Annotated in this window: 10 protein-coding genes; 1 reads left to right on the forward strand and 9 read right to left on the reverse strand. The window is 68.9% G+C overall.

Annotated elements, in window-relative coordinates; all coding sequences use genetic code 11:
• Window positions 1-56: 56 nt before the first annotated feature.
• The 9 genes from ABZ454_RS12090 to ABZ454_RS12130 form a co-directional block, all read right to left on the reverse strand.
• Window positions 57-2,417 carry a discoidin domain-containing protein gene (locus ABZ454_RS12090; RefSeq protein WP_359537511.1) on the reverse strand — a complete coding sequence of 787 codons (2,361 nt, stop codon included), beginning with the start codon at window positions 2,415-2,417 and terminating at the stop codon, window positions 57-59.
• A 1,368-nt stretch (window positions 2,418-3,785) separates the two neighbouring features.
• Window positions 3,786-4,640, reverse strand: coding sequence for a CDP-diacylglycerol--serine O-phosphatidyltransferase (gene pssA / locus ABZ454_RS12095; protein ID WP_356323824.1), 855 nt, complete (start codon window positions 4,638-4,640; stop codon window positions 3,786-3,788).
• On the reverse strand, window positions 4,627-5,274 hold the full coding sequence (locus ABZ454_RS12100; protein ID WP_359537513.1) for a phosphatidylserine decarboxylase: 648 nt from the start codon (window positions 5,272-5,274) through the stop codon (window positions 4,627-4,629). The genes pssA and ABZ454_RS12100 overlap by 14 nt, the downstream gene beginning before the upstream one ends.
• Window positions 5,275-5,455: 181 nt before the next feature.
• Window positions 5,456-6,661, reverse strand: coding sequence for an acyl-CoA dehydrogenase family protein (locus ABZ454_RS12105; protein ID WP_356323829.1), 1,206 nt, complete (start codon window positions 6,659-6,661; stop codon window positions 5,456-5,458).
• 2 nt (window positions 6,662-6,663) lie between these two features.
• Window positions 6,664-7,191, reverse strand: coding sequence for a MaoC family dehydratase (locus ABZ454_RS12110; RefSeq protein WP_326740005.1), 528 nt, complete (start codon window positions 7,189-7,191; stop codon window positions 6,664-6,666).
• 2 nt (window positions 7,192-7,193) lie between these two features.
• Window positions 7,194-8,219, reverse strand: coding sequence for a CoA ester lyase (locus tag ABZ454_RS12115; protein WP_356323832.1), 1,026 nt, complete (start codon window positions 8,217-8,219; stop codon window positions 7,194-7,196).
• Window positions 8,216-10,228: a protein meaA gene (locus ABZ454_RS12120; RefSeq protein WP_359537516.1), complete on the reverse strand. Its 2,013-nt coding sequence runs from the start codon at window positions 10,226-10,228 to the stop codon at window positions 8,216-8,218. Before ABZ454_RS12120 ends, ABZ454_RS12115 begins: the two co-directional genes overlap by 4 nt.
• Before the next feature lies 1 nt (window position 10,229).
• Window positions 10,230-11,567: a crotonyl-CoA carboxylase/reductase gene (ccrA, locus tag ABZ454_RS12125; protein ID WP_356323836.1), complete on the reverse strand. Its 1,338-nt coding sequence runs from the start codon at window positions 11,565-11,567 to the stop codon at window positions 10,230-10,232.
• A gap of 375 nt (window positions 11,568-11,942) precedes the next feature.
• Window positions 11,943-12,746 (reverse strand): GNAT family N-acetyltransferase, encoded by an 804-nt coding sequence (locus ABZ454_RS12130; protein ID WP_359537517.1) that lies wholly within the window; start codon window positions 12,744-12,746, stop codon window positions 11,943-11,945.
• Between the two features lie 130 nt (window positions 12,747-12,876).
• Here ABZ454_RS12130 and ABZ454_RS12135 point away from each other — a divergent pair, with 130 nt between their 5' ends.
• The gene (locus ABZ454_RS12135) at window positions 12,877-13,665 is read left to right on the forward strand and encodes a restriction endonuclease (protein WP_359537519.1); all 789 of its coding nucleotides are present in this window, start codon (window positions 12,877-12,879) and stop codon (window positions 13,663-13,665) included.
• Window positions 13,666-13,708 lie beyond the last annotated feature (43 nt).

Genomic DNA, 13,708 nt, shown 5'->3' on the forward strand with positions numbered 1-13,708 from the left:
ACGGAAGATCCCGGGGCGGCACGCGTGCAGCGTGCCGCCCCGGGGGTGTGTCCGGATCAGCTGGAGTAGGCCTCCAGTTCCGAGAGCTGCCCGGCCGGCCATCCTGTGTTGCCGGTGAAGGTCAGCCGCAGGTAACGGGACGCCGTGCCGGGCAGGGTGAGGGTCGCCTGATTCCCGCTCGACGGATCGAAGGTGTAACCCGCCGACGCCTTGAGCGAGTTGTACGTGGCGTTGTCCGTGCTGCCCGAGACGCTCAGCGTCTGCGTGCGGGTGGACCAGGCGGCCGCCGGGGGCAGCTTCAGGATCAGTCGCTTGACCGTCTTCGCCGCGCCCAGGTCCACGGTGATGGTCTGCGGGAAGGCGTGGTTGGTGCTCTCCCAGTACGTGTTCGCGTTGCCGTCCACGGCGTTGGACGCTCCGTACACGTCCGCGTGGCCGGACTCGGTGACGTTACGGCCCTGGGCGAGGTTCCCCGTCTCGGCGGGCGGGTCCGTGGGCGGGTCGGTCGGCGGGTCGGTGGGGTCGGTCGGACCGCTGCCGCCGCCGGGCACCCCGCCGTTGGTCCACACCGGGGCAGGCCAGGTGCCGGTGCAGGCCGGCGGATCGGCGTACCAGCCGGAGTTCCCGGAGCCCCGGGTGATCCGGAAGCCGCTGCCCACGCAGTTGTGGATGGGGTTGGACTGCGCGATGTGCGTGGCCACGACATCGGTGAAGGTCGCCGTGCCCGGTGCCTGGATCTGGAGGGCGTAGGTGCCGGCGCCGTCGATCCTGACGCGGTCGAAGTGCAGCCCGTTCGTCGCACCCTCGATGAGGTGGATCGCGGCGTACGAACTGTCCAGGATCTCGGTGTCGGAGATGTTGACCGTGGCGTTGATCGGTTCGTTGAGCCCGCTGAACCAGATCGCGCCGACGCCGAACTGCCAGTTGTAGTCGTTGTTGCCGGTACGGATCAGTGTGTTGCGCGCGGCTGTCGTGGTGCCGGAGACGGCCGTGCCCTGACCGGAGTTGACCCCCGGATAGCGGTTGGCGATGTGCAGCCCGCCACCGTTGGTGAGGGTGTCCGACATGACGTTGTCGGAGAGGGTGATGTCCTTGCCGCCGTACGTGACGATGTTGTTGGCCAGGATCGGCAGGATCACGGTGTTGAACGTGAACTTGTTCTTCACGTTGGGGACGTTCTCCGCCCACATGGCCAGACCGTCGTCACCGGTGTTGCGGACGAAGGTGTTGGTGACGGTGGAGTTGGTGACGCCGTAGTGGAAGTTCACGCCGTCCGCGGTCTGGTCGAGGATGCGGCTGTTCTTGATGGTGAAGTTGTCCATCGGGCCGTCCACCCAGGCGCCGCACTTGGTGTGCTGCATCCAGACGTTGTCGACGGTCGAGTTCGACAGGGCGCCCCCGATGGCGTTGACCTGGTCGTTGTCCACCCGCTCCCGGATGTCGCCGATGATGGCGAAGTCCTTGAGCGTGACGTTGCTGCTGCCGCCTTCCGCGGCGTACTTGCCGTAGACGCCGACGGCCTTGCTCCGGTTCGAGGGATCGCGCCCGGTCAGGACGGAGTACCAGGGCCCCGCGCCCCGCAGGGTCACCCTGTCCACGACGATGTGGTCGCGGACCTGGAAGGTGCCCCGTGGGAGGTACACCTCCTTGCCCTGCGCCTTGCCCGCGTCGACGGCTGCCTGGATCTTGGCGGTCGAGTCGGCGGCCCCCGTCGGGTCTGCGCCGAAGTCGGCGACGACGTCGAGGGCGCCCGAGGGCTTGCCGGTCGGCGCGGCCACCTGCTCGAAGTCGGCCAGGTCGATGGTGAAGGAGGGTGAGGCGGCGGTGGACGAGACCTGCAACCGCACCTTCGTACCGGCTGCCAGGGTCGACCCGAACATGGTCCGGGCCTCGTCGTAGAAGTGGTGCGGGTTGGTGTCACCCGGGTTGTTGTTGAACGGGTAGCCGCCGTAGTACCAGCCGTACTTCGAGGTGACCGGCACCGCCTTGGGCGAGGCGCCGTTCACCGTCACGTCGATCGAGGCGTCCCGGCCCGATCCGGCGGCGTTGTCCGGCAGCGAGTACCGGAAGGACATGGCGTTCGCGGGTGCGGTGAGCGTGAACTCCACGTACTCGCCGACCGCGTCCAGCGTCACGGCCTGCCGGCCCGACGCCTCCGAGGGCAGCGTGCCGTACAGGCGGTTCGGACCGATCAGCGTGCCGTTGGTGGCGGCGTACTCGGCTTCCTGCTCCTTGAACGGAACGGTCGCACCGCGACCGGGAACCGCCAGCGGAGAGGGGGCGGGTACACCAGCCGCCTGGGCGGCAGGCGCGCTGGACAGGACCACGGCGGCGGCGGTACCGAACGCGGCGAGTGCCAGCGAGAGAGAGGCGGACAGGGATCGTCTGAGCAACGGGCGTCGGGGTGGTGGGGTCACGTGACAGTCGTCCTTGCGGCTCGTGGGGGCTCTTCGGACGCCCCACAGGCTAGGAGCAGTGCCGCAAGGAAGTCCACGCTTGCGTGCAAGATTTCGTCTTCAGCGCTCAAATTCGCGACGGAACGCTGTGAAGATTGGGCGCTCTGGGCGGGTTGGTCGCCTGGGCCGAGCCTCCGGGGGCTGCGGCCGCCGACGGGCATCGGGCGAGGGGCGGGCGGGGGAAGGGCCGGCAGAAGGCGCGCCCCTGCCCTGAGGAGCCGGGTTGCCCGCGTCCCGGGCGGCTGGGGATGTCGCCACGGGGGCCATGGTCGGGTTCCCCGCCTTTCCGCGGGCCTGCGGAGGCCACCTCAGGGGCGTGCTCGAAAGCTCCGGTTCCACAGGCGGAAGGCGGATCAATGGAAATCCCGGGGGGGCGGGTCAACGGAAAGCGTGATGGCTGTGGGGCCGGTCGCCGTCGTTCCGTGCGCCTTATCGGGCACGGCCGCGGCGGGACCGGACCGGTTTGTCGGCGAGATGTCCGTACAGGCCGGGGCGGGGCCTGAAGCGGAATCCCGCGCGCATCCCGTAACCAGGGCTGCGACCGGTGCGGACCGTCGCACATCCGGAGCAATCGGAGCTTCGGCGACAAGGGTCAGGTGGCCGGGTTGACAAGCGTCATTCGGCACCGCTCCCAGGGCGACGGGCGATTCTTCCGCCCAGCCTCTCCTGGAATGGAAGAATGAGCAAAGGGCCGTTCTCCTGAGTGCGGAACATGATGCGTAGGCGCATTCAAAACGGAAGGACGAGACGAGCCTTCAGAAAACGCGATTGCCTTTTCGAGGGGGCGGATCATTACGGCATCACCGCCGTGCACGATATTCACAGGGCCGAGGCGGACAAGGCCGGCCACATCCATCCCGTCCGGGGGAAAAGATCGTGCACGCCGAGCAGTTCCGCGCGGCCTGGGAAATGAATGACCGACCGGATCGGTCCGACGACACGCCGGTGGCCAGGGGCATCGAGAGCGAGCCGCACGGCGAGCTCCGTCGTCCGAGGCAACGCCCCGAGGCGCCTCGGACCCCCTTCACCCCCGGGCCCACGGCGTACCCCGCGCAAGCAGATCCCGCTCGGCGGCGAGGCCGGCACCACCGGCGTCAGCTTCACGGAAGGTACGGCCTCGGCAGGGCGCGGCCACGGCCAAGCTACGGCTCCGGCCAAGCCATGGTCCCGGCCCGCGGCTGAGGGGCCCGGGGAGTGGCTGAGCGGCTTGGTGCGCCCGGAGCCGCTGGGGGCCGGCATGCACGAGGGCCGGGATGCCCGGAAGCAGTCCGGCATGCACGAGGGCCCGGATGCTGGGGAGCATCCGGGCCCTCGTGCATGCGGTGCGGGCTACGGCAACTGAGCCGCTCGGGCCTCGCGCCGGTTGTCACGGAAGGTGTTCACCCGGCGGGCGGTCGCGAAGAGCGGGATGACCGCACCCAGGACCACCTGGAGCGCACAGCCGGTCTGCAGCAGCAGCTGACCACCGGGGGCGTCGAACGCCCAGGCGGCCAGGAGGCCCATCGCGGCCACGATCCAGCCGAGCATCGCCACCGCGAGAACGCCGCGCGGCTTCGGGTACTCGACCCGGCTGACCATCAGCCACGCCACTCCGACGATCGCGAGCAGCGTCGGCACGAAGGGCAGCTCCAGGAGCACGATCGAGATGACCGTGAGCGCTCCGAAGGGGCTCGGCATGCCCTGGAACATGCCGTCCTTCATGGTCACGCAGGAGAATCTGGCAAGCCTCAGCACCACCGCCAGCAGCACCACGATCGCCGCGAGCGCCGACACCCGCTGGTGTGCGTCGTCCGCGACCATGCCGTACACGAGGACGAAGTACGCCGGGGCGAGCCCGAAGCTGATCAGGTCCGAGAGGTTGTCCAGCTCGGCGCCCATCGGCGAGGAGCGCAGCTTGCGTGCCACGAGCCCGTCGAACAGGTCGAAGACGGCGGCCATGAGCATGAGGATCACGGCGGTGGCCGCGGAGTGCCGCGCCATGCCGCTCTCGTCGCTGCCCGTGAGGTGCGGGATGAGGATTCCCGTGGTGGTGAAGTACACCGCCATGAATCCACAGGTGGCGTTACCGAGAGTGAGGGTGTCCGCTATCGACAGCCGCATCGAGAGCGGCATGTCCTCGGCGTCGTCCTCCGCCTCGGCCTCCGGCACCCAGCCGGCCTGTGTGTCCGGATCAATCACGGTCAATGCGAGTCACCCCCGCGGTGGTGGCCTGGCCGACCTCGACCGCGACATCGATACCTTCCGGAAGGTAGATGTCGACCCGGGAGCCGAAGCGGATCAGGCCGATGCGCTCGCCCTGCTCCACCTTCGTGCCCTGCGGGAGATAGGGGACGATGCGGCGGGCGACCGCACCCGCGATCTGCACCATCTCGATGTCACCGAGCTCGGTGTCGAAGTGCCAGACAACGCGCTCGTTGTTCTCGCTCTCCTTGTTGAACGCCGGGACGAACCCGCCGGGGATGTGCTCGACCGACGTCACCGTGCCGGCCAGCGGCGCGCGGTTGACGTGGACGTTCAGCGGGCTCATGAAGATCGCGACGCGTGTGCGTCCGTCCTTCCAGGGCATGATGCTCTGCACCACGCCGTCGGCCGGTGAGATGACGCGCCCCTGGGTGATCTCACGCTCGGGGTCGCGGAAGAACCACAGCATGCCCGCCGCGAGCGCGGTGGTGGGCACGGCCACCGCCGCCCAGCGCCCGGACCTGCGGGCCCGGGTCAGGCTGAGTGCGGCGGTGGCGACGGTCGGCAGGAGCCACGGCGAAGCTCCGCGAGCAAGGCGGACCCCGCCGCGTGGTGCAGAGGTATGGCTGTCGGGCATGGATGACCTTCGTAGCGGATGATGCCGCGCTGGCAACGGGGGACGGCGGCTTTTCCGGCGATGTTATCGGTTGCGGACCGCAACTGGGCAAGCCAGCAGCCGAGTCGGACGTCTGGAAGGCACCGGATGAGGATGACAGGGTGTGATCTTCTTCGCGGCTAAAACGCCTCGAAAGGGACAATCAACCCTGGAAACGGTACTCCTCAAGGAGCCGGCGCCCGATGATCATTTTCTGGATCTCGGCGGTACCTTCACCGATCAGCAGCATCGGAGCCTCGCGGTAGAGGCGCTCGATCTCGTACTCCTTGGAGAAGCCGTAACCGCCGTGGATACGGAAGGCGTCCTCGACGACTTCCTTGCAGTACTCGGAGGCGAGGTACTTCGCCATCCCTGCCTCCAGGTCGTTCCGCTCCCCGGAGTCCTTTTTGCGCGCTGCATTTACCATCATCGCATGCGCGGCCTCGACCTTGGTGGCCATTTCGGCCAGCTTGAACTGGATCGCCTGGTGCTCGGCGATCGGCTTTCCGAAGGTGTGGCGCTGCTGCGCGTAGGAAACGCCCAGTTCGAATGCACGCTGTGCGACGCCGCAGCCACGCGCAGCGACATTCACCCGGCCGACCTCCACGCCGTCCATCATTTGGTAAAACCCTCGGCCGGTGGTGCCGCCCAGTACACGATTGGCCGGAATGCGTAGTCCGTCCATGATGAGCTCGGTGGTGTCGACGCCCTTGTAGCCCATCTTGTCGATCTTCCCCGGGATGGTGAGGCCGGGCCGGACCTCTCCGAAGCCGGGCTCCTTCTCGACCAGGAAGGTCGTCATCGACTTGTGCGGCGGCGTGCCCTCCGGGTGGCCTTCGTCACTCCGGCACAGGACCGCCACCAGCGAGGACGTGCCGCCGTTGGTCAGCCACATCTTCTGACCGTTGAGGACGTACTCCTCGCCGTCCCTGACACCCTTGGAGCTGATGGCCGAGACGTCGGAGCCCAGCGCCGGCTCGGACATCGAGAAGGCGCCGCGGACCTCACCCAGCGCCATCCGGGGCAGGAAGGTGTCCTTCTGCTCCTGCGTGCCGTGCTGCTTGAGCATGTACGCCACGATGAAGTGCGTGTTGATGATCCCCGACACGCTCATCCAGCCGCGGGCGATCTCCTCCACGCACAGCGCGTATGTGAGAAGCGACTCACCCAGACCCCCGTACTCCTCGGGGATCATCAGCCCGAACAGGCCGAGCTCCTTGAGGCCCTCGACGATCTCGGCCGGGTACTCGTCCCGATGCTCCAGCTGGGTCGCGACCGGAATGATCTCCTTGTCGACGAAATCCCGGACCGTGGAGAGGATTTCCTGCTGCACGTCGTTGAGACCGGCCGTCTGGGCGAGTCGCGTCATGGCTACTTCTCCACGTTCTTCTGCGAAGGCTGCTTCAGCTCCGGGCGGCCGGGCTGTTCGCCGCCCCGCTCCTTGATGTACGTCTCGGTGGGGACCATGACCTTGCGGCGGAACACGCAGACGAGCGTGCCGTCCTGCTTGTAGCCCTTGGTCTCCACATAAACGATCCCGCGGTCGCTCTTGGACCTCGACGGGGTCTTGTCCAGAACGGTGGTCTCGCCGTAGATCGTGTCACCGTGGAAGGTCGGCGCCACGTGCTTCAGCGACTCGACCTCCAGGTTGGCGATCGCCTTTCCGGAGACGTCCGGGACCGACATGCCCAGCAACAGCGAGTAGATGTAGTTGCCGACCACGACGTTCTTGCCGAAGTCGGTCGTCTTCTCTGCGTAGTTGCTGTCCATGTGCAGCGGGTGGTGATTCATGGTCAGCAGGCAGAAGAGGTGATCGTCGTATTCGGTGACGGTCTTTCCTGGCCAGTGCTTGTAGACCGCACCGACCTCGAATTCCTCGTACGTGCGTCCGAACTGCATGATCAGGCCTCCGGCGCTTCGAACTTGGAGGTGCGCTGCATGCCGGCCGCGCGGCCCTTGCCCGCGATGACCAGGGCCATCTTGCGGCTGGCCTCGTCGATCATCTCGTCGCCGAGCATCGCGGAGCCCTTCTTGCCGCCCTCCTCGGAGGTGCACCAGTCGTAGGCGTCGAGGATGAGTTCGGCGTGGTCGTAGTCCTCCTGCGAGGGGGAGAACACCTCGTTGGCCGCGTCGACCTGACCCGGGTGCAGCACCCACTTGCCGTCGAAGCCGAGCGCCGCGGCACGGCCGGCGACCTCGCGGTAGGCGTCCACGTCGCGGATCTGGAGGAAGGGGCCGTCGATCGCCTGGAGGTCGTGCGTACGGGCCGCCATCAGGATGCGCATCAGGATGTAGTGGTAGGCGTCCGCGCCGTAGCCGGGCGGCTGCTGGCCGACGACCAGGGTCTTCATGTTGATCGACGCCATGAAGTCGGCCGGGCCGAAGATCAGGGTCTCCAGGCGGGGCGAGGCGGCGGCGATGTCGTCGATGTTGACGAGGCCCTTGGCGTTCTCGATCTGCGCCTCGATGCCGATCTTCCCGACCTCGAAGCCCATCGTCTTCTCGATCTGGGTGAGCAGCAGGTCCAGCGCGACGACCTGCTGGGCGTCCTGGACCTTCGGCAGCATGATGCAGTCGAGGTTCGGGCCCGCGCCCTCGACGACCGTGATGACGTCGCGGTACGTCCAGTGCGTCGTCCAGTCGTTGACCCGCACCACCCGGGTCTTGCCCGTCCAGTCGCCGTTGTTCAGCGCGTCGACGATGTGGTGGCGGGCGCCCTCCTTGGCGAGCGGCGCGCAGGCGTCCTCCAGGTCCAGGAAGACCTGGTCGGCCGGCAGGCCCTGGGCCTTCTCCAGGAACCGCGGGTTCGAGCCGGGCACTGCCAGACACGAGCGACGGGGGCGCAGCCGGTTCACGGCGGACGAGGGGTGCGCGGCGGAGCCGCCCGGAATCGGGCTGGTGGCGGGCGACGGGCTGGGCGTGGTCATGCGGGGACCTCCAGAGGGTCGAGCTTGTTCGCTTTCCGGATCTCGTCGACGATACGGCCGATGATCTCCGTGATACCGAAGTCCTTCGGGGTGAACACGGCGGCTACCCCCGCCTCGATCAGTGCCGCGGCGTCGGCGGGGGGAATGATCCCGCCGGCGATCACCGGGATGTCGCCGGCGCCGGTGCGGTGCAGACGGTTCAGTACGTCCGGCACCAGTTCCGCGTGCGAACCGGACAGGATCGACAGGCCGACGCAGTGCACGTCCTCGGCGACGGCGGCCGAGACGATCTGTTCGGGCGTGAGGCGGATGCCCTGGTAGACGACCTCGAATCCGGCGTCCCGGGCCCGTACGGCGATCTGTTCGGCGCCGTTGGAATGCCCGTCCAGACCGGGTTTGCCGACGAGCAGCCGCAGCCGGCCCGCCCCCAGCTCCTCGGCGGTCCGGGCGACCTTCTCGCGGACGGCGGCCAGCGGAGTGCCCTCCTCCGCCGTCACCGCGACCGGCGCGGACGACACCCCGGTCGGCGCGCGGAACTCGCCGTAGACGTCGCGCAGGGCCCAGGACCACTCACCGGTGGTGACGCCGGCGCGGGCGCACTCGACGGTCGCCTCCATCATGTTCTCGGTGCCCGCGGCGGCCTTCTTCAGAGCGGCCAGCGCCTCGGTGGCGCGCGGCTCGTCGCGGTTGTCGCGCCACTGGTGGAGTGCGGCGACGACCCTGGCCTCGTTCGCCGGATCGACGGTCATGATCGCCCCGTCGAGGTCGGCGGTGAGCGGATTGGGCTCGGTCGTCCCGTAGATGTTGACGCCGACGATCTTCTCCTCGCCGCCCTCGATCCGGGCCCGGCGGGCGGCGTGCGAGGAGACCAGCTCGGACTTCAGGTAGCCGGACTCGACGGCCGCCATGGCGCCGCCCATCTGCTCGATCCGGTCCATCTCGGCCAGCGAGTCGGTGACCAGCTCGTCCACCTTGGCCTCGATGACGTGCGAACCGGCGAAGATGTCCTCGTACTCCAGCAGATCGCTCTCGTGGGCGAGGACCTGCTGGATGCGCAGCGACCACTGCTGGTCCCAGGGCCGGGGGAGCCCGAGCGCCTCGTTCCAGGCGGGCAGCTGTACGGCGCGGGCGCGGGCGTCCTTGGAGAGGGTGACGGCCAGCATCTCCAGCACGATGCGCTGGACGTTGTTCTCGGGCTGCGCCTCGGTCAGACCGAGCGAGTTGACCTGGACGCCGTAGCGGAAGCGGCGCTGCTTGGCGTCCGTGATGCCGTAGCGCTCACGGGTGACCCGGTCCCAGATGCGGCCGAAGGCGCGCATCTTGCACATCTCCTCGATGAAGCGGACGCCCGCGTTCACGAAGAAGGAGATGCGGGCCACCACGTCGCCGAACTTCTCCTCGGGCACCTGCCCGGAGTCGCGGACCGCGTCGAGCACGGCGATCGCCGTGGACATGGCGTACGCGATCTCCTGGACCGGAGTGGCCCCGGCCTCCTGCAGGTGGTAGCTGCAGATGTTGATCGGGTTCCACTTCGGGATGTGGTTGACCGTGTACGTGATCATGTCGGTGGTCAGCCGCAGCGAGGGTCCCGGCGGGAACACGTGCGTCCCGCGCGAGAGGTACTCCTTGACGATGTCGTTCTGGGTGGTGCCCTGGAGCCTGCCGGGGTCCGCGCCCTGTTCCTCGGCGACGACCTGGTAGAGCGCCAGCAGCCACATCGCGGTGGCGTTGATCGTCATCGAGGTGTTCATCTGCTCCAGCGGGATGTCCTGGAACAGCCGGCGCATGTCGCCGAGGTGCGAGACGGGCACGCCGACCCGGCCGACCTCGCCGCGGGCGAGGATGTGGTCGGGGTCGTAGCCGGTCTGGGTCGGCAGGTCGAACGCGACCGACAGACCGGTCTGGCCCTTGGCGAGGTTACGCCGGTAGAGCTCGTTGGACGCCTCGGCGGTCGAGTGGCCGGCGTACGTCCGCATGAGCCACGGGCGGTCCTTCTGACGGCCGGTCATGTCAGACGTTCCGGAAGCGGTTGATGGCGTCGATGTGCTGCTCGCGCAGTTCCCCGTCGCGCACGCCCAGGCCCTCGGCGGGCGCCAGCGCCAGGACGCCGACCTTGCCCTGGTGGAGGTTGCGGTGGACGTCGTACGCGGCCTGGCCGGTGTCCTCCAGGGAGTAGACCTTCGACAGCGTCGGGTGGATCTTGCCCTTCGCGACCAGGCGGTTGGCCTCCCACGCCTCGCGGTAGTTGGCGAAGTGCGAGCCCACGATCTTCTTGAGCGACATCCACAGGTAGCGGTTGTCGTACTCGTGGTTGTAGCCGGAGGTCGAGGCGCAGGTGACGATCGTGCCGCCCTTGCGGGTCACGTACACACTGGCGCCGAAGGTCTCGCGGCCCGGGTGCTCGAAGACGATGTCCACGTCCTCGCCACCGGTCAGTTCGCGGATGCGCTTGCCGAAGCGCTTCCACTCGCGCGGGTCCTGCTCGTGCTCGTCCTTCCAGAACTTGTAGCCCTCGGCGTTGCGGTCGATGATCGCCTCGGCGCCCATCTTCCGGCAGATCTCCGCCTTCTGGTCGCTGGAGACGACGCAGATCGGGTTGGCGCCGCCGGCCAGGGCGAACTGGGTGGCGTAGGAGCCGAGTCCGCCGCTCGCGCCCCAGATGAGGACGTTGTCGCCCTGCTTCATCCCCGCGCCGTTGCGCGAGACGAGCTGGCGGTACGCGGTGGAGTTGACCAGGCCGGGAGCCGCCGCCTCCTCCCAGCTGAGGTGGTCCGGCTTCGGCATCAGCTGGTTGGACTTGACCAGGGCGATCTCCGCCAGGCCGCCGAAGTTGGTCTCGAAGCCCCAGATGCGCTGCTCGGGGTCGAGCATCGTGTCGTTGTGGCCGTCCGAGGACTCCAGTTCGACCGAGAGGCAGTGCGCGACGACCTCGTCGCCGGGCTTCCAGGCGTTGACGCCGGGGCCGGTGCGCAGGACGACGCCCGCCAGGTCGGAGCCGATGACGTGGTACGGCAGGTCGTGGCGCTTGCTGAGGTCGCTGAGCCGGCCGTACCGCTCCAGGAAGCCGAAGGTCGAGACGGGCTCGAAGATCGACGTCCACACGGAGTTGTAGTTGACCGAGCTGGCCATGACCGCCACCAGGGCCTCGCCCGGGCCGAGCTCGGGCACCGGCACGTCCTCGACGTGGAGGGACTTGCGGGGGTCCTTGTCGCGGCTGGCGACGCCGGCGAACATCTCGGCCTCGTCCTTGTGCACGGTCACCGCGCGATACGACTCGGGGACGGACAGGGCCGCGAAGTCTGCGGGGGTGCTGTCCTCGGACTGGATCGCGTCCAGAATTTCCTTCACGGTGTGCCTCCGGCGGTGCGGCGTTGAGGGAACGCTTCAGGGGTCCCTGGGAACAGGGGGTGGCGGGGGTGGAGGTGTGCCGTCGGTTCGGCGGACGGTGCTTCGGCTGCTTGCTCTGTGGAGCAGAAGGGTTGCCTGTGACGCAGGCGCCCGGGCGCGCAGGCACGTGGCTTGCGGGGACAGCCGGCGTACGTGAGGTCTCAGCACGCCGGCCGCCCGGACCACTTCAACGTATGGCACTGCGTGACAGCTGGCAAGGCACTGGGTGCCAGCAATTTCCCTCAATTGTCATCCGGGTGCCACGCATGAGCAACACGGCGGGCGATTTGCCGCCTTGTGCCCGGGGTGGGTGGTTCCGGGGAAGCCCGGCGGAGGTCAGGAGGCGGGGCGGTAGACGTACGGCGTCGTGGTGCCCAGGACCGCGAAGCCGAGACGCTCGAGAATCGGGCGGCTGTCCGGCGTGGCGTCGACCTGGAGGTACCGGTAACCGCGCTCCGCGGCGATCCCCGCCCGGAAGGCGATGAGCGCCCGGTAGACACCCCTGCCGCGCCACTCCTCGGCCGTGCCGCCACCCCACAGCCCGGCGAAGCCGGTGCCCGGGTACAGCTCCATCCGGGCCGAGCTCACCGGCTCCTCGCCCGCCATGGCCACCACGCCCACGAAGTCCTCCGGATCCTCCCTCAGCCGGGTCAGCACCTGACGGCGCAGCCGGGACCCGTCCGAACCGAACGCCCGCTCATGGGCCCGGACCATCAGCTCCACATCGGCCTCGTCACGCACCGTGCGCAGGCGGACGCCCTCCGGGAGCCGGACCGTCACCGGCTGGTCCGCGACCCGGGCGACGAGGAGGGTCTCCGGCTCATCGGGCACGAAGCCCGCCGCCAGCAGCCGCGCCCCGAGGTCGGCCGGCCGGTCGTGCGCGTAGAGCTTCCACTCGAACTCCGCGTACCCGCGCTCGGTGCAGTGGGCCACCTGTGCGGCGATCGCCGCGTCCGCCCGTTCGGCGTCCAGGTCCGGAGACGACCAGACGACCCCGTTCCAGTCGTGGTCCGAGCCGACCTGGCGTACGAGGTCGTCGGTCCGCTCCACGCGGACGCCGGGACCGTCGGGGCGGGCCCCCTGGCGCATCTCACGGTCGAACACGGCGAGCAGGGAGCGGTGGTCCTGATTCTGGGTCATCGGCACACCACAGCACCGGGCGGAGGCGGGTGCAACCGTGTTTCACGGCCGTTGGATCCGGCCGTCCGGGGCAGACGGCAGAAATGGATGATCTTGGAAGACTCATATCGGGACGGGTGGGGCAGAACGGATGACGGTGCCGATGCGAGAACGCGGCTACGGCGGGACCCGCAGGGCCTTCAGCGTCCGCAGGACCGCCTTCGGATTCGCGGCCGTCGCCCTGCTGATCTGCGGCGCGGGGCTGCTGGTACGCACCCTGTGGGAGGGCGCGGGCAGGCATCCCGCCGCCGTGGTACCGGCCGCGGCGCTCGGCGCCGCGGCCGTCCTGATCCTGTACCTCCGCAGGACGCGCCGCCGGCCGGCCGAGGAGCCGGGACCGCTCTCCGAGGCCGTGGCCGAGATCTTCGACCCTCCCGAGGAGCTCTTCGAACCGGCCCCCGAGCCGTACGGGGCCGCCGAGTACGACATCGCGCGCACAGTCGTCCTGACGGAACCGCAAGAGGCCGGGCCGGTGGAGGAGGTGGCGGACTACGCGGCCCTGGACCCCGACGGGTTCGAGGAGGCGATCGCCGCGCTCTGCGAGCGGGACGGCTGCTCCGACGTGCGGGTCGTGGGCGGAGCGGGCGATCTGGGGGCCGACGTGCTGGCGTCGGCCCCCGACGGTCGGCGCCTCGTCGTCCAGTGCAAGTGCTACGGCCCCACCAACAAGGTCGGCTCCCAGGACCTCCAGCGGTTCGGGGGCACCTGCTACGCCGTGCACGAGGCGGAGATCGCCGTCTGCGTCACCACCAGCGCCTACACCGAGCCGGCCCTGGACTACGCGCGACAGTGCGGGATCCTGTGCCTGGACGGCGAGGCGCTCGCCGCCTGGAGCGAGGGCTCCGCACCGCCGCCGTGGCAGGCCCCCGAAGGCCTCTGAGGCCTCTGAGGCCTCTGGGGCCGCGCCTGGCCCTCCCCGGCGG

The sequence above is a fragment of the Streptomyces sp. NPDC005803 genome (assembly GCF_040630435.1).
In the GTDB taxonomy this organism is placed as follows: domain Bacteria; phylum Actinomycetota; class Actinomycetes; order Streptomycetales; family Streptomycetaceae; genus Streptomyces.